Source organism: Paenibacillus hexagrammi (genome assembly GCF_021513275.1).
Lineage (GTDB): Bacteria > Bacillota > Bacilli > Paenibacillales > NBRC-103111 > Paenibacillus_E > Paenibacillus_E hexagrammi.
Map to the genome: position 1 here is coordinate 475168 of NZ_CP090978.1, position 15814 is coordinate 490981.

Below are 15814 nucleotides of genomic sequence, written 5' to 3' on the forward strand. Positions count from 1 at the left end.
AATGACACTTAGGCAAGAGGGACTATTTACTTTCGACAATAATATAAATAAATCGACATTTTTCTTCGTTGAGGAGGGGTTGTTATTCAACCGTATATGCATGCTTGGGAGCATTATGACGAGGAGCTCCGCCTTCTAGATAAAAGGCTTCAGCTGATTTATTTGCGCAGACAGGTTCAAACCGCAGACGTGCAAACGGATTCATTCCGCGGCATGTTCGTGTCGGAGGACGAATTCATGAGGCTCATCGGAGCCCAAGAGGAGGATGAAGTGCCTGCCGAGGAGGAAGCGGTGCTTCTTGAGGAGATAGAACGCTTGGAGGAACGGATTGAACGCAGGCTGCAGGCTGGCGGCAAGAGCAGCGGCGTGTCGCTGCCGCTGCTCTATTTGTCTTCCGTATTCGGGCTTTCCCGGGCGGAGCAGCGGATCGTGATGCTGGCGCTCGCGGTCGAATTGGATCGGAAATACGAACGGATTATCGGCTTTCTGCAGGACGACCTTACGAACAAAGCGCCTAATGTCAGTCTCGCGCTTCAAACGGCGTGCCGTACTCCAGAGGCCATGCGTGCCGCTCGCGTATCTTTTTTGCTGCCAAATGGCAAATTGGCGAAATATGTGCTGCAGCGGGAAGAGCTGGATCAGCCTGGAAGGTCACTGCTATCCAAGTCGGTATGCCTGGACAAGCGGATCGCTGCCTTCTTGCTGGATACCGGTGAACCGGACGAGACCTTGAAGCCTGCTGCCAACATGCTGTATCCCGACGACCCGTTGGATCCGCTGCATATTCATGAGAATTTTCAAATGCAGCTTCAGCAATTTATTCGGCAGCATTACGAGGGGCTGCGCCTCAGCGTAAGCGTCTAGCATTCAGTCTGTGGGGAAATACCGGGGCAGGCAAGAAGCACCACGTTCGCCACTTATGCCGCAGCTTTCATAAACCGGTGCTGATTGTCAATATGGAAGAGATGCTCCTGCATGTCCCTAATTTTGCCGATTACCTGCGCAGAATTATCAGGGAAGCGATCCTTCATCAAGCTGTGCTGTGCTTCTCGCATGTAGAGGCCATGTTTCCCGAGGAGCCGGACCTGGCTGCGAGGCAGAGGATTGGGCAATGGTTCGAGCAGCTGGACGCCTATGGAGGGTTATTGTTCCTGTTAGCGGATCGTGCGCTAAAGCTCGGCTGGAAGCCGAGCGACCGTCTGCTCCTGGAGTATGAGCTCAAGGTTCCGGATGAAGCAGAGAGAATGATGATGTGGAAGCAGTATGCTGAAGAGCTATTGATTGAATCTGACATAGACTGGGCAGTTATGAGCGGGAAGTTCCGGTTCACCCCCGGGCAGATCCGTCAGGCTCTAACGCTGTCGAGCGGTTACTCGGCATGGCAGCGCCAAACGGGTGGAGCCGGCAGGGAGCCGGCATCCGGAACGGTGCGCATCGAGACGGCGGCCCTTTATCGAGCTTGCTATCAGCAGGTGCAGCACAGGCTGGAGCGGAAGGCGACACGGATCGAGCCCAGATACGGCTGGGACGATGTCATTTTGCCCCGGAGCAGAAAGACCAGCTTCGCAACGCCTGCAATCAGGTCAAATATCGCGGAGTCGTATACAGTCAGTGGGGCTTTGAGAAGAAGCTCGCTTACGGCAAAGGACTAAGTATGCTGTTTGCGGGTCCTCCAGGTACAGGAAAGACGATGTCCGCTCAAGTCGTAGCCGGAGAGCTTCAGCTGGAGCTTTACAAGATCGACCTTTCCCAGGTTATCAGCAAATACATCGGAGAAACCGAGAAGAATCTGCATGAAATCTTCCAGGAGGCGCAGCTCAGCAATGCCGTTCTGTTCTTTGATGAGACGGATGCTTTATTTGGCAAACGGTCCGAAGTGAAGGACTCGCACGACAAGTATGCGAACATTGAGACGGCGTATTTGCTGCAAAAAATGGAGGAGTACCAAGGAATCACGGTTCTAGCGACGAATTTGCTCAATAATATCGACGAGGCATTCCTGCGCCGGATCAATTATGTCATTAAGTTTCCCTTCCCTGACAGCGAGTACCGCGAGCGAATCTGGCGCTCCATGTTTCCTCCGGCTGCACCTGTCAGTGAAGAAGTGGACTTTACCTATCTGGCGCAAAGGTTTGAAATTGCCGGAGGTAATATTAAAAATGTCGTGCTCTCCTCTGCTTTCCTCGCTGCAGAATCAGGAGAAGAAATTCGAATGAAGCATATCATCAGCTCAATTCGACACGAATTGCAGAAATCAGGAAAAATTGTCGCTAGATCTGAATGGGAAGATTACGAATAAAATCGGAGACAGGTAGCGGTCCGTAAGGGTGTGCCTGTCTTTTTTAAACGCTGCGTCTTACTGGGAAAACTTCCTGAAAAGAATCATGTAGTCACCGGAGCGAATACCTATTATAATAAGAAAAAGATACATCATTTGACACAATCCTCCCTTTTTTGATAGTCATAGATTGGTATAAAGAGTCAGGAGTGAATTCCCATAGGCGACTATTCGGTAATTGCTGATGTCAGCGCTTCCTTAATCAAGCTGCTCAGAGAAAACATGACCCCGGACCCCATCCCGCAGCCGGAGATGATCGGTCTTGCATCGCCGGTCGATAAAGGGGATTTCTATCTGTCTCTTTTTTTGTATGCCATCAAAGAAAGCGGGGATAACCGCCGGACCCAGATGGTAGCGAGAGGAACAAATGAAATTCAATACCCGCCGATGGTTGTCGACCTGCATTACTTGCTGACGGCACAGTCGCCTGCTGAGCTCCAGTCCCGCGCTCTAGATGAGCACCGGATCCTAGGTAGAGCGATGCAGGTGCTGTATGATAATTCGGTTCTGAGAGGCTCCCTTACGGTAGGTACACTTGCCGAGAAAGAAGAAGAAGTGCGGGTTGTCATGGCTCCGATCTCCGGCGACGGTATGATGAATATGTGGAATTTTGCCGATACGCCGTTCCGCCTGTCGATGAGCTATACGGTCGGACCCGTGTATATCGATTCAACCCGTATCAAAACAACGAAGCGGGTATTGGAGCGCGATATTCGTATAGAGGGTTAGCAGGAATCTCGCTGCGAACTTTACATGTCAGGAGGCAATCGTGTTGGAACTTAAACGCGAAATTCGCTTTAGCTCGCGAGTTTCCCTTGTCATTTCTCTGCTCGATGCCTGGACCTGCCAAGCTCCTATTGGCAAGATAACGCTCGAACTCGAAGGCGTAAGAACCAAAGCAGTTAACAAATCGAACGGATCCTACATATTCAGCGACCTTCCGCATGGCGACTATATACTGCGGGTAAATGCTGAACACTATTTCGATATACAAGTTCCCCTATCCACGAACCTAGTCCGCATGATCGAACACATTCCTTTACAACCGCTGCCATCCTATCCATTTTCGCAAGGCGCTACCTTGATTCGAGCTATTCTTCAGGATCAGAACGGTTCTCCTATTCGAGGAGCTAGGGTTACTGCCACTGTAGAATCGGAAGAATGCGCAAGCGCCAGGTTGATGTCCGAGAAGGTTGAGAAAGGCGCTGATCTCCTTACGGTTGGCTCGGTAATCGGAGCGATAACAGCAGGAAGCAGCTTCGTTCTTCGGGGACGAGGGGCGAAAGCAGCTGATGAATGGATCTGCATCAAGGAAGTTCTGGAATTTCAGAAACGCCTTCAGCTGCAGCAGCCGTTAGAAGGCAGCTTCAGCCGTGGAGCAGTGCTGCTTCCGGTCATTCAGACCCGCAGTACAGAACGCGGAGAGTTGGTTCTTCCATTTAGAACCGGCAGGAACTCCTCCTTCGGGGTTAACATAACAATCGCAAGAGAAGGCGGGGAATCCCGCAGGCTCTTGAAGGAGGTGATGGTGTCAGAAGGCGCTGTTACGAATTTGGGAACACAGGTATTGACATAACTTTATTTAGCGGATGGGTTCAAGCTCCATCTTCTATACAAAATCACAAGCAGAAAGGAGAGAACTGGTATCATGTCTGCTGCAGTACATCTAGAAGCTACACAGATGCAGGCTGAACCGGGGAACAATGGCTGAGTATTTATCACCTGGGGTCTATGTGGAAGAGTTTGACAGCGGTGCGCAACCGCTGGAGGGTGCAAGCACAAGTACGGCCGGTTTTATAGGGCTTGCGCAAAGAGGGGAAATTGAAGGTGTGCCTCAGCTGGTAACCAGCGTAGCGGATTTCCATCGCTTATTCGGCAGCTACTTGTCGGAGAATGAGTTCGGGGATTACCGTTTTCTGTCTTATGCAGTCGAGCACTTTTACTTAAATGGAGGCTCCCGCTGCTATGTTATGCGTGTCGCTCCATCGGATGCCAAGCTGGCAACCAATCAAAGCAGCGGCAATAAAGAAGCTTCCGTACTGCGCATTACTTCCAAAAACCCAGGCACCTGGGGTAATCAAATTCGCGTTGTTATTGTTCCATCCAGCAAAGCCAAGACGCAAATTTATGAAGTTCTGGAAGGCAATCAATACCGCGTGAAAAATAATGCCGGCTTTAACGTTGGCGATGTCGTGGCTTTCGAAGCGGACGGCGAGAAGCAGTATAACAAGGTTCTCTCTTCGCAGGACAATATTATTAAGCTGGCTTCCGAGCTGGACGGAGAGGTTGTAGATGCCAATCTGCTGCCTGCCAAAGTGCTTACGACCTGTGAATTCACCATGCACGTATTCTACGGGGATGAAGCAGAGACTTACGAGAAGATGTCCCTTAACATTTCCGCAGCGAATCATGTGGAAAAAATGATGGCTCGTTCCAATATTGTAACGGTTAAAGATATTTCCGAAGGTAAAGACTTCGGCGCTGTGTCTCCTTTTGAGGTCCTTTCCGGCGAAGCAGAGACCACTGGTAAGTTCCAAGTCGCACTTTCCGGCGGTAGCAACGGCTCTGTAGCGAATCTATCCGCAGGCGACTTTATGGGTGTAGACCGTGGCCCTGGTAAGCGTACGGGCATTCAGTCGTTTATCGACAACGATGTGGTCAGCATCATGGCCGTTCCGGGCGTAACAGACCCTAACGTTCAGCTGTCTCTGGTCGCTCATTGTGAGAACTTGGGCAGCCGCTTCGCGGTGCTGGATATTCCACGCGATAAGACGAAAGTGGCGGATGTGATGACACACCGCAATATTTTCGACAGCAGCTACGCAGCGATGTACAATCCATGGCTTCAGGTGTTTGATCCGCTGGATAAACGCAATATCTACATCCCGCCTTCAGGCTCCGTAATCGGTATCTATTCCCGTTCCGACCAGACTCGCGGTGTACATAAAGCGCCTGCGAACGAAGTCGTTCGCGGAGCAGTAGGTCTGGATTGCCAATATAACAAAGGTGAACAAGATATTTTGAACCCGCAAGGCGTGAACTTGATCCGCCATTTCGCCGGACAAGGCATCCGCGTATGGGGTGCGCGCACGACTTCCTCTAACGGCTTGTGGAAATATATCAACGTCCGCCGTTTGTTTATCTTCCTTGAAGAGTCGATCAAGAATGGCACGAACTGGGTCGTATTCGAGCCGAACGACGAACAGCTGTGGGCTCGTGTGCAGCGTACCATTGACGCATTCATGACACGTGTGTGGAGAGATGGCGCCCTCATGGGAGGCAGTCCTTCCGAGGCATTCTATATCAACATTGGCCGAAGCACGATGACACAGGATGACATTGATAACGGACGATTGATATGTGTCATCGGCGTAGCGCCTGTGAAGCCTGCCGAATTCGTCATCTTCCGCATTACTCAGAAAACAAGAGAAGAATAATTTGGGATGAAAGCGTACGTTCTCATAACGTGGAAAGGGGTATTATATGGCTGGCGAACGTAAAGATCCATACCGCAATTTTAGATTCAGAATTGAAGTTGAAGGTATCCAGCAGGCCGGATTCAGTGAGATTTCCGGATTTGACGCTTCTTTATCGGTAATCGAATATCGCGAGGGCAATGAAACAATCACGCCCCGCAAGCTTCCTGGACTTGCCAAATATGGCAACATCACACTCAAGTGGGGTGTGACGGATTCCATGGATATGTACAACTGGATGGCGGAGTCGATCCAAGGTAAAATTTCACGGAAAACCGTAACCATTATCGCGATCAATGAAGAAGGCAGCGACGTGGCTACATGGCAGGTTATTGAAGCATGGCCTTCCAAATATACGGCGCCAAACTTCAACGGCTCCGGTAATGAAGTCGCAATTGAAAATCTTGAGCTTGCCCACGAAGGCATGACACGCACGAAATAAGAAAGGGTAGATAGAGGTGCTGGAGCCTAAGCGCTTCAGCTCCTATCTCTTCTTTTTCCATATGAAGGAGGAACCGTCATGGCGTTTAAAACAGAATACGAATTTGAACTTCCAAGAGGATATGTAGACGAGAACGGTACGCTTCATAAAAGAGGCGTGATGCGTCTTGCAACTGCGGCAGATGAGATCTTGCCTATGAGAGACCAACGTGTTCAGCAGAATCCGGGCTATTTGACGATCATTTTGCTTACAAGAGTGATTACGAAGCTTGGCGATTTACGGGCCATTGATACTCGCGTAGTAGAGAAGCTGTTTACGGCGGACCTCGCTTTCCTGCAAAACTTCTACCGGCAAATCAATGAAATGGAAGTGCCGACCGTACACACAAGTTGTCCGAAATGCGAGCATGAATTCGACGTGGAAGTGTCTTTTTTGGACGAGATGGCGGGGGCATAACCGGATACCCCATTGATAAGATTTATGAGGAAGCGGGCTTTATCGCCTACTACTTCCACTGGTCACACGATGAAATCATGTCAATGGAGCATCGGGAACGCCGCAAGTGGTGCGAGGAAATCTCCCGCATCAACCGCAATTTGAATGATGACGGCAAAAAGCCGGACAATCCGTTTGATGTGTTTGGCAAGAGGTGATAAAGAAGTATGAGCAAACCGCATCAAATAGGCAGCAGTTTTCGCTTTCTCGTGGAGCTTGACGGACTGATTGTCGGAGGCTTTTCGGAAGTTGGCGGATTACAGTCGGAGACCGAAGTGAAGCCCTTTTGGGAAGGTGGAGTGAATACACACCCCCATTACATGATCGAGCATACGAAGTTCCCGAACCTGGTGCTCAAGAGAGGCATAGCGGGCTCCAGCGAGCTGTGGGATTGGTATGACGGCGTGGTAAGCGGCAGCATTAAACGTAAGAACGGTGCGGTTATTCTGCACAATGCAACAGGTCAGGAACTGTGCCGTTGGAATTTTTTTAATGCATTTCCCGTGAAATGGAAGGGCCCCGATCTGAACGCAATCAGCGGTCAAGTGGCGATTGAATCGGTGGAGCTTGTGCATGAAGGGATTAAGACGATTTTCAAAAAATAATCGGCAGGGGGATTGTTCAACATGTCCCGACAATCGCATATCCCCCGCAATAAAGGAAAGAAGCAGACTTCGCCGGTCACGAAGAAGGTCAAGGTCGAAAGCCATACCGGGCAAACAGCCCGTGCTTCGAAACAGTTCGCCCATGGCATCATGGGGAAATATGGCTTCTCAAGGTCGCCTTATTTAGGATTTATGGCGTTGATATTCAAGCAAGGCAGCATGCTTGATGACGAGGAGCACACGCCTTACACGGGTCCAACAGAACGAGAGTGGATCATTCGGCTTCAAATGCAGCTAGACAGCTTACAGCATGCGGAATCCAGACATATGTTGACTAGGCGTGAAACGATTCATCGTCTAGAGCGCTTGATTCAAAGATACAGCGGGATGGAAGCTGTTCAGCGTCGTAGTCCCAAAACATCTGAATCACCAATTAAATTTGTACAGCAGAACCAACAACTTGCAGCATCCGCTGTTGATCCCTATCAACGTGGGCAGAATGAACGATTCATTGGAAATGTGAAGTCTGGCGATACACAGCCTGAATCACGAATGAAAGATACAGCAGCATCACAAATGGCAGGAAGATCGCTTCCCGCGACCCATAAAGCAGCTTTACAATGGACCTCAGATCAAGAGCCTGTAAACAAGGTTCAGCATCGGTCGAAGGGGACCGTTAACTTTGACAACAAGCAGGGAATGCCGCTTGTACAGCCGGCATCCCGATTATATGATACGATTTCACCTTCTTTTCATCAGGCTAGACGAGGCAATCTGCAAAACAGTTTCGACTCGCCTAGGGTAGACCAGCAGTTGGCAGCAAGGGAATTCAGCCTGTTACATAGCGGCAATCGCACAGGTTCAAGGAGCTTGACGGCTTCAAGCACAATGAAAGTGCCTCGCGCAACCGTTGCAAGAAGTTCACCTGAACATGCCGACGTCATTCGTTATGTGGAAGCCAGTAAACAAGCATTCGAATGGATTCGAGAGCTTCAAGGACAAACGGAGGAACCAAGGAATGGGAAACAATTTCTGGGGAGTACGTTTGTAACGACACAAGATAAGGGGAGTCGTCGTAGACAGTCCTTGCGTCTAGGAGCAGGCCCCTTTACAAGCACCGGTTCGGAAGCATCTCTATCACTTCTTAAGAGTATCAAGCAGCGGCACTCCACGGTATTGGATGATCAGCAGCATGCGGGGGGCAATCGGGTTTCTTCAGTATCACGGTATACGGGCCAAGCCAGACTGCAGCATCGAACAATACACGAAGCGCAGCAATCCGCAGAGCAGGCTAAAGGGTCGCTAGTGTCGTCGGCTATACCTTTACAAGCGGCGCAGACCGCATCGCCAACGCCATCGCCAGACGCGCTGGCGGAACAAACTGTCGCAGGGAGCCAAGTCACCATAAGACAAGAAGCGGAGCAGCAGTCCCATAAGGGCACTGCCTCTGAACAAACGTCTGGAAGTGGCCAAGCACGTGGAAGCAGCAAGGTAGCCGAGCGGAGGAAGCGGGCTAAAGGGAACCAATCGACGCCTGAAGCATCGCAGCAAGGGCTGAAACCCCTTGTAACGGATGCCATGGCATTAAGCCCCATACAAGGAGCCCAGTCGCAACAAACTTCTAGCTACACACAGGGGGCTGTTTCGTCAGCACAGCTGGATATCACGCATATTCAGCCAACAATACATAGACAAGTAACGGAACCAGCTGCTGCAATGGATCAAGCAGCGTCACCAGATCAGCAGGCGGTAACACGATCAGAAACAACAATTGCATCTCCAACTCTAGGCAAGAATACGCAATCGGCGAATGTAACGGCAAGTTCTTCAACCGGTCGGGAGCCAATAGGCACGAATGCAATGCGAGAGTTAGAAGAGTCAAGGAATATGACGGACGGCCATGCGGTTTCGTCATCAAGCCATGAGACAAGACAAGCAGGCGAAAACAAATCAGAGCTTGTAAATGTAAAAGTCAAGGGTATTCGGGTACCAGACAGAGGATTACATACGGATCAAAGAAGCAGCTTGACGAGAAAAAATACTCTGTCGGCAGTTCAAGCAGCGCATATGACCACTCCAGTTCCGCTCATTATGCGATCGGCAGCATACATCAACGCGATCTCACGGATGGATCGGCCAAGCAAGAGACAGTCTCTCGCTGTTAGGATGCAAAGCATTCAGGGTCATGAACAAGGCGACATCGCAAGTCAGTCGCATCTAGAAGGAAAAGCCTCACTTGTTAGGTCGTCAGAAGAGAAAAGAACGTTGCCCCCTGCGAAAAGGGCTGCTACCGATAAAGTACCGCAGCAGTCAACCAGGCCAATGTCACGGCAACAATCGGCGGATCAGAGCATGGGAGAAGAACTTCAACAGTTCAAGCGCAGCAGTGTAATAGCGCCAGAAGGGTGGGTACCCTCTCCTCAATTCATTCACCGGAATTCGGCAGCTATGGAGCATGGTGTACAAGCTGAGTCTGGAAGAGGTCTGCAGTGGTTAAGCCAATTGAGTCATCCGAAGATTGAGAGCAAGGACGCTGAACTGCGGATGCTGATTCAAGGTAAAAGCAGTGCGGATACTGAGAAAAGTCCCAGACCTGACCTCAGACAAAAATGGCAGGCTCATCGTATAGGAGCGTCACTCCTTTCGATGGGAATAACGGCTGGTAAAAACCATCCTGGTAAATTAGTCACGAGCAGGCGGACAAGTCGCGTGCTCGAGAGTGATCTTCCAGGCCTGGGAGATGATGCCGCATTCCTCACAGCAACCGGTGACGCTCGAAATCGTCACGTGTGGTCATCTGGGCGAAGCAGCAAACAAGCTAGCTCCCGCCAGAGTAGTGAAATGATTTATCTAGATCAAGTGTCTATCGATGGAGCGAGTGCTAAAGGCTTCCTGCAGCGGAGCAGCTCATTCAGGCTTACCGGAGATTTGGTGAGCAGCTTACAAGCGGGATATCCCTTGCTGAATAGACAAGGAGAAATCCCACAGAAGATCAATCGATCGCCTATCGCTGCTGAACCCATACAGAGAGCAGCTTCGCGACCCGGCAATCAATCCAATACAGTGCTTTTAAAACGTGCAAATAGACTTACAGATACAGCGAATCAAGTAAGCTCAGTTGTAAGAGCAAGTGTAAATTCAGAAGTGAGTGGACTCAAGGAAATAGCTTTTGGTAGAAGTGCGAATGCGATGATGCCAGCTGCAAAAAGGGGAATCTCGCTACCTGCGCCGGAATCAAGCGGTAAGCAGAAGGAGCCTGATACTTTTTCCAGAAGACGAGATGAGCATCAATCAGGTAAAATTCCTGTATCGATAACTTTAATGAATTCAAGCTCGAGACTTTCGGAAGAGAGCTCGAAGCTTACAGACTCGAGAAAGACACCTAAGGTAAGCCAGCCTTACTCTCAAATATTACACCGTTCCGTGCAAATTGAAGGAGATATGCATACACAGGGGGCAGGGGAAAGCCAAGAAGCCGCTGTTACTCAAGGTTATATGGCAAGTCGGTCGGAATGGAACACCAGCTTGTCTGAGCACATGTTCAGCAAGGTTTCGGCAAGCCTCTTAGGGCGGAATGAAGAAACGGGCGAGATACCTGAGAGTGGAGAACGGAAGCTCTGGAGGAGTCCGCGATACACGCATCCAAATGAGTGGAGGGGAGCTTCAGGGGCTGGCGAGGGTTCTGTGGAGGGTCTTCCAGGATCTCAGCTTGGAGTATTACCTGTTGATTCAACGTCTGCTTCATCCGTTAACGCTGTTCGACGACATACGAATGTCAGTAGGAAAGATGCGGAGCCGCTTCGTCATTCCGAGCGGAGGTCGGCGCTGCAAACGAAGCCGCCTTCAATTGGGTATGCGGGACTCAAAGCGGGAATTGGACAACAGCAAGCAATGGCGGATGTTTTCTTGCAACCCGAGGAAGGTATGCAGTTAGCCGGTGGGGTTGCACAGGCGGATAAGAAGCATGGCAGTGTTGGCACGGCGAAAGCCGTGCGCAGGAACGTCGCTGCTATCGATCATCCGCGCGTGCAGCGGCAGCCAATGCTGCCAAGCATCATAGGCGGAGCCAATGCTCCTTCGTCTCGCGCGAGCAGTACGGCAGCGGCAGTCGGCAGTCGGCCGCAGCGGGTCACTCAGCGTGACATGACCACGCTGACAGCCCGCACAGGAGCCGGTAATGCGGCTCCTGATGTGAACGCTGCGGCTTCGCCGGACGCAGCGGGACGTGCAGGAAGCAGCTTCGCGCGCGCTTCCGCCGTGCATTCAGCAGCGGCTTCGCCAGCTGCTGACATGCTGCAAGCCGCCCAGATATCGGGCGGCTTGGGGAGTTCGGCAGCTGCCTACGGCAATGCTGCCGGCAGCCTGTTCCGCGCCGCTTCGCAGAGCGCGGAGCAGGCAAGAGGCAGCGGCAGATCAGCCGCTGCCATGGGAGCAGCGCCGCTGGCACCGATGGTGCAGCGGCAGATGCTCTCCCACGTGCCGCCGATCGGCACGTCGGCAAGCGCAAGCGCACCGATCTACGGTGCGCCGCAGCCCCGGCCGTGCCGCGAACGGGCACGGCATCAAGTCCAAGCGCACCTATCAACGGTGCGCAGCGAACCCCGTCCGTGCCGCGAACCGGCACGTCGTCAAGCCCAAGCGCACCGATCTACGGTGCGCAGCAAGCCCGGCCGTGCCTCGAACCGGCACGGCGTCAAGCCCAAGCGCACCGATGTACGGTGCGCAGCAATCCCCGACCGTGCCGCGAATCGGCACGTCGAAAGCGCAAGCGCACCGATTTACGGTGCGCAGCAAGCCCCGGCCGTGCCGCGAACGGGCACGGCGTCAAGCCCAAGCGCACCTATCAACGGTGCGCAGCGAACCCTGGCCGTGCCTCGAACCGGCACGGTATCAAGCCTAAGCGCACCGATTTACGGTGCGCAGAAAGCACTGGCCGTGCCGCGAACGGGCACGGCGTCAAGCCCAAGCGCACCAGTTTACGGTGCGCAGCGAACCCCGGCCGTGCCGCGAACCGGCACGTCGGCAAGCGCAAGCGCACCGATTTACGGTGCGCAGCAAGCACTAGCCGTGCCGCGAACGGGCACGGCATCAAGTCCAAGCGCACCAGTTTACGGTGCGCAGCAAGCACTGGCCGTGCCGCGAACCGGCACGGCGACAAGCGCAAGCGCACCGATCTACGGTGCGCAGCAATCCCCGACCGTGCCGCGAACGGGCACAGCGGCCGACAGCTCCACCGTCCAGCGCTCCTTAGAGCACCCGAGGCAGCAGGCCTCGGCAGTAGAGCTGGAGCATAAGTCGGCTCCGAAGCCGGTATCCAGCCCGCTCGCAGATGAGCCGCTGGAGATGGATTGGCTGCGCACAATGAGCGCAGCTGAGGTTCCCTCAGCCTCAGCCGTCCCTGCGGCACAGCAATCCCCGCAGCTGGATATGGAGCAGCTGCAGGAGCTGATGAAGCAGCTGCCGCAGCCGGACATTAAGAAAATCGCGGACAAGGTGTACCGCGAAATTGAGAAGCGAATGAAATTCGAACGGCAGCGCCGTGGTATATAGATCATATGAAGAAAGGGATGGACGCCCGTGGCGCTGAAGAAAGCCATGATTATCGTGGACAAGGGGAACAGCAAAGAGAATCTCGAAGTGCTTTTCAATCCAAGCGAATACTCCCTGGATACGAGCAACAGCTATTCGTGGAATACGGTGCCGGGGATGTCCATGCCGATCGGACAGTTTATTAGCGGGGGAACGACCTCGCTCACGATGGATTTCTTTTTTGATACCTATGAAAAAGGGACCGACGTCCGGGACTACACCCGCAAAATATCCGGGCTTCTGGATGTGGAGAGCGAGCTTCATGCCCCTCCCATCTGCCGGTTCGTCTGGGGATCCTTGGATTTCCAAGGTGTCGTTGAAAAAGTTACGCAGAGCTTCACGATGTTTCTGGACAGCGGCATTCCTGTTCGCGCCAAGCTGAAGGTGACATTTCGCTCCTGGCATAACAAAAAGAGCAGCTGCAGACGATTCCCCGGCATTCTGCCGATCGTACGAAGCAGAAGATGCTCAAGCAGGGCGAACAGCTCTGGATGCTGGCGGCTCAGGAATATGAAGACCCGGGAATGTGGCGCGAAATTGCGAAGGCCAATCAAATTGATAATCCGCTGAGAGTGCAGACAGGGCGCCGCATCTCGGTACCGAGGTTGGATTAACTCATGGCACAATTAAGCTTAGATACCACCTCTTATACAATGGATCAATTGGAGAAAAAGTACCGGGACTTTTTCGCGCCGGCGTATGAGATCAAAGTGGATGGTACAAAAATCGCCGATGAAATCGCCGTTTCCATGATCCGTGTAGATACCTCTATTGAGGGTACGGCGGATTCCTTCTCGTTTCGGATTACAAATGCGTACGACATCACCAATAGCGAGCTGAAGTGGCTCAATGTGTTTACGCTCAATAAATCGATCGATATCAGTCTCGGTTATGTTGATAAGTTTACTCCTGTGTTTTCGGGAACCATCACTTCAGTCGTTGCTGATTTTCCCGAAGGAGAGAATCCCGGACTGATCGTACGAGGTATGGATCTATCTTATCTGATGATGAAGGGGCCTAAATCCCGTTCATGGAATAATAAAAAATACAGCGATGTCGTCTCGGAGATTGCGAAGGAATACGGGGCGAAAGCGAACGTTGACGCTACCACCACCCAGTTTCCGACCATCTCGCAAAGCCAGGCGGACGATTATCATTTTATCGAGCATTTGGCCAAGCTGCTGAATTATGACTTTTTCGTTGTAGGCAAAAATTTGTATTTTCGCAAGCCCCTTACGAACATGACGCCTGTCCTTACACTTGAGATGGGGAAAACACTGCGTAATCTCTCGATTGATATGAACCTGGCCGAGCAGATTACCGGCGTAACCGTTCGGGCTTGGGATAACAAAGAACTAAAGGTCATTGAGGGAAAGTCTGGTTCGATTACCAAGCTGGGCTCGAATTCGAAGACCGGGAAAGATCTGCTGGCATCCAGCGGTGATTTTACGGAATATATGTACACCAATGCTGCCTCCCAAGAGGAAGCCAAGAGCTATGCAGACGCCTTGTTAAATCGCCGGTCTATGCGCTTGATCAGCGGAACCGGGGAATGCATCAGGATTCCCGAGATTCGTTCCGGCCGATATATCAAGCTGAGCGGATTAGGCTCCAAGCTGGACCAGCCGTATTATGTTACCGGTGCGACGCACTTGTACAACGACGATGGGTACGTGACGAGGTTCCAAGTCGGGGGGAATGCAGTCTAATGTTCGATATGCCGGAATTTACGTGGAACGGCTCCATTGATTTCGCTAGTCAAAAAATCAGCGGTGTCATGGTGGCTGTCGTGACGAACAACAAAGACCCTGATAATTTGGGGCGTGTCAAGCTGAAGCTTCCGCTTCAGGAAACCGAGACGGAGACCGATTGGGTACGCATTGCGACCCTGATGGGCGGCAAGGACATGGGCAGCCTCTTTATACCGGAGGTGAACGACGAAGTCCTGGTCGCATTTCATCTTGGAGAAGTTCGTCAGCCTTTTGTCATCGGCATGCTGTGGAATCCGAAGAATCAACCGCCGGCTCCTGCAGATAAGAACGATATCCGCAAAATCAAATCACGCTCTGGCCATGAGCTGATTTTTAACGATAAAAGCGGGGATGAAAGCATCACCGTCAAAACCAAAAAGGGCCAAACCATAGAACTGACCGATAAAGACGACAGCATTAAAATCGCTGATCAAAGCGGGAACAACGAAATCTTGATTAAAGGCGGTTCTGCCAACGAGATTACGGTCAAAAGCAGCGCGACCAAAATCGTGCTGAATGCCAAAGGCGAGGTTTCCATTGAGAGCGCCAAAGAGATTAAGATCAAATCGACGCAGATCAACATCGAGGCTTCTGCGACGATGGCGCTGAAAGCGGCGGCGACGCTGGATATCAAGTCCGACGGAATGATCAATATTAAGGGTAGTATGGTTAAAATCAATTAATTGCGTTGGTGAAAGGAGCGGGTAGCGGATGTCCGAGGCATTCTTAGGGAGGGGCTGGAAATTCCCGATTCAGGTTGATCCTGCAACAGGGCGAATTCGCACCTCCGAGTATGAGGAGGATATCGCCGAAGCCATTCGGATTATCTTAGGGACTACCCAAGGTGAACGAGTGATGCGTCCGAAATTCGGCTGCGGCGTTCAGGAATTCGTATTCGGACCTACGGATGCAACGACGCTTCGGCTTCTCGAGAGCAACATGAAAGAGGCGATTCGGAACTGGGAGCCTCGTGTACATGAGGTGGAGGTTCAGGCTGTGCCCGATCGCGAAGATCCAGGCAAGGTCATGATTCGCATTAGCTATGTCGTTCGAACCACTAATAATTTGTTTAACCAAGTATATCCATTTTACTTACATGAGGGCTCTAAATAGACCCT

15 protein-coding genes are annotated in these 15814 nt (G+C 51.8%); all 15 read left to right on the forward strand.

Features of this window, described 5'->3' with window-relative positions:
- Nucleotides 1-96: 96 nt before the first annotated feature.
- The 15 genes from L0M14_RS02150 (at nt 97) to L0M14_RS02220 (ending at nt 15809) form a co-directional block, all read left to right on the forward strand.
- Complete coding sequence (locus L0M14_RS02150) at nt 97-864, forward strand: hypothetical protein (RefSeq protein ID WP_235120457.1); 768 nt, start codon at nt 97-99, stop codon at nt 862-864.
- 92 nt (nt 865-956) lie between these two features.
- Nucleotides 957-1652, forward strand: a complete 696-nt coding sequence (locus L0M14_RS02155) for an ATP-binding protein (RefSeq protein WP_235120458.1) — start codon at nt 957-959, stop codon at nt 1650-1652.
- A gap of 38 nt (nt 1653-1690) precedes the next feature.
- Nucleotides 1691-2299 (forward strand): ATP-binding protein, encoded by a 609-nt coding sequence (locus L0M14_RS02160; protein WP_235120459.1) that lies wholly within the window; start codon nt 1691-1693, stop codon nt 2297-2299.
- A 261-nt stretch (nt 2300-2560) separates the two neighbouring features.
- Entirely contained in the window at nt 2561-3067 is a 507-nt protein-coding gene (locus L0M14_RS02165; protein ID WP_235120460.1) for a Pvc16 family protein, read from the forward strand.
- A 43-nt stretch (nt 3068-3110) separates the two neighbouring features.
- Entirely contained in the window at nt 3111-3914 is an 804-nt protein-coding gene (locus L0M14_RS02170) for a hypothetical protein (RefSeq protein ID WP_235120461.1), read from the forward strand.
- A gap of 127 nt (nt 3915-4041) precedes the next feature.
- On the forward strand, nt 4042-5775 hold the full coding sequence (locus L0M14_RS02175) for a phage tail sheath subtilisin-like domain-containing protein (RefSeq protein ID WP_235120462.1): 1734 nt from the start codon (nt 4042-4044) through the stop codon (nt 5773-5775).
- Between the two features lie 46 nt (nt 5776-5821).
- Entirely contained in the window at nt 5822-6256 is a 435-nt protein-coding gene (locus L0M14_RS02180; RefSeq protein ID WP_235120463.1) for a phage tail protein, read from the forward strand.
- A gap of 78 nt (nt 6257-6334) precedes the next feature.
- Nucleotides 6335-6712: a phage tail assembly protein gene (locus L0M14_RS02185; RefSeq protein WP_235120464.1), complete on the forward strand. Its 378-nt coding sequence runs from the start codon at nt 6335-6337 to the stop codon at nt 6710-6712.
- A 41-nt stretch (nt 6713-6753) separates the two neighbouring features.
- Nucleotides 6754-6909 (forward strand): DUF6760 family protein, encoded by a 156-nt coding sequence (locus L0M14_RS31345; RefSeq protein ID WP_350340504.1) that lies wholly within the window; start codon nt 6754-6756, stop codon nt 6907-6909.
- Between the two features lie 9 nt (nt 6910-6918).
- Complete coding sequence (locus tag L0M14_RS02190; protein WP_235120465.1) at nt 6919-7356, forward strand: phage tail protein; 438 nt, start codon at nt 6919-6921, stop codon at nt 7354-7356.
- Between the two features lie 21 nt (nt 7357-7377).
- Entirely contained in the window at nt 7378-12906 is a 5529-nt protein-coding gene (locus tag L0M14_RS02195; protein WP_235120466.1) for a hypothetical protein, read from the forward strand.
- 27 nt (nt 12907-12933) lie between these two features.
- On the forward strand, nt 12934-13515 hold the full coding sequence (locus tag L0M14_RS31785; protein ID WP_350340489.1) for a CIS tube protein: 582 nt from the start codon (nt 12934-12936) through the stop codon (nt 13513-13515).
- A 47-nt stretch (nt 13516-13562) separates the two neighbouring features.
- Nucleotides 13563-14654, forward strand: coding sequence for a phage late control D family protein (locus L0M14_RS02210; protein WP_235120468.1), 1092 nt, complete (start codon nt 13563-13565; stop codon nt 14652-14654).
- Nucleotides 14654-15379, forward strand: a complete 726-nt coding sequence (locus tag L0M14_RS02215; RefSeq protein WP_235120469.1) for a phage baseplate assembly protein V — start codon at nt 14654-14656, stop codon at nt 15377-15379. Before L0M14_RS02210 ends, L0M14_RS02215 begins: the two co-directional genes overlap by 1 nt.
- 28 nt (nt 15380-15407) lie before the next feature.
- Nucleotides 15408-15809 (forward strand): GPW/gp25 family protein, encoded by a 402-nt coding sequence (locus L0M14_RS02220; RefSeq protein WP_235120470.1) that lies wholly within the window; start codon nt 15408-15410, stop codon nt 15807-15809.
- The last annotated feature ends 5 nt before the right edge of the window (nt 15810-15814 follow it).

Excerpts from the sequence above, each read along its gene's own strand:
- L0M14_RS02165 (WP_235120460.1), top strand. The coding sequence starts at position 2,561 with ATGACCCCGGACCCCATCCCGCAGCCGGAGATGATCGGTCTTGCATCG.
- L0M14_RS02210 (WP_235120468.1), top strand. The coding sequence starts at position 13,563 with ATGGCACAATTAAGCTTAGATACCACCTCTTATACAATGGATCAATTG.
- L0M14_RS02160 (WP_235120459.1), top strand. The coding sequence starts at position 1,691 with ATGTCCGCTCAAGTCGTAGCCGGAGAGCTTCAGCTGGAGCTTTACAAG.
- L0M14_RS02220 (WP_235120470.1), top strand. The coding sequence starts at position 15,408 with ATGTCCGAGGCATTCTTAGGGAGGGGCTGGAAATTCCCGATTCAGGTT.
- L0M14_RS02185 (WP_235120464.1), top strand. The coding sequence starts at position 6,335 with ATGGCGTTTAAAACAGAATACGAATTTGAACTTCCAAGAGGATATGTA.
- L0M14_RS02155 (WP_235120458.1), top strand. The coding sequence starts at position 957 with ATGGAAGAGATGCTCCTGCATGTCCCTAATTTTGCCGATTACCTGCGC.
- L0M14_RS02180 (WP_235120463.1), top strand. The coding sequence starts at position 5,822 with ATGGCTGGCGAACGTAAAGATCCATACCGCAATTTTAGATTCAGAATT.
- L0M14_RS02215 (WP_235120469.1), top strand. The coding sequence starts at position 14,654 with ATGTTCGATATGCCGGAATTTACGTGGAACGGCTCCATTGATTTCGCT.
- L0M14_RS02195 (WP_235120466.1), top strand. The coding sequence starts at position 7,378 with ATGTCCCGACAATCGCATATCCCCCGCAATAAAGGAAAGAAGCAGACT.
- L0M14_RS02190 (WP_235120465.1), top strand. The coding sequence starts at position 6,919 with ATGAGCAAACCGCATCAAATAGGCAGCAGTTTTCGCTTTCTCGTGGAG.
- L0M14_RS02150 (WP_235120457.1), top strand. The coding sequence starts at position 97 with ATGCATGCTTGGGAGCATTATGACGAGGAGCTCCGCCTTCTAGATAAA.
- L0M14_RS02175 (WP_235120462.1), top strand. The coding sequence starts at position 4,042 with ATGGCTGAGTATTTATCACCTGGGGTCTATGTGGAAGAGTTTGACAGC.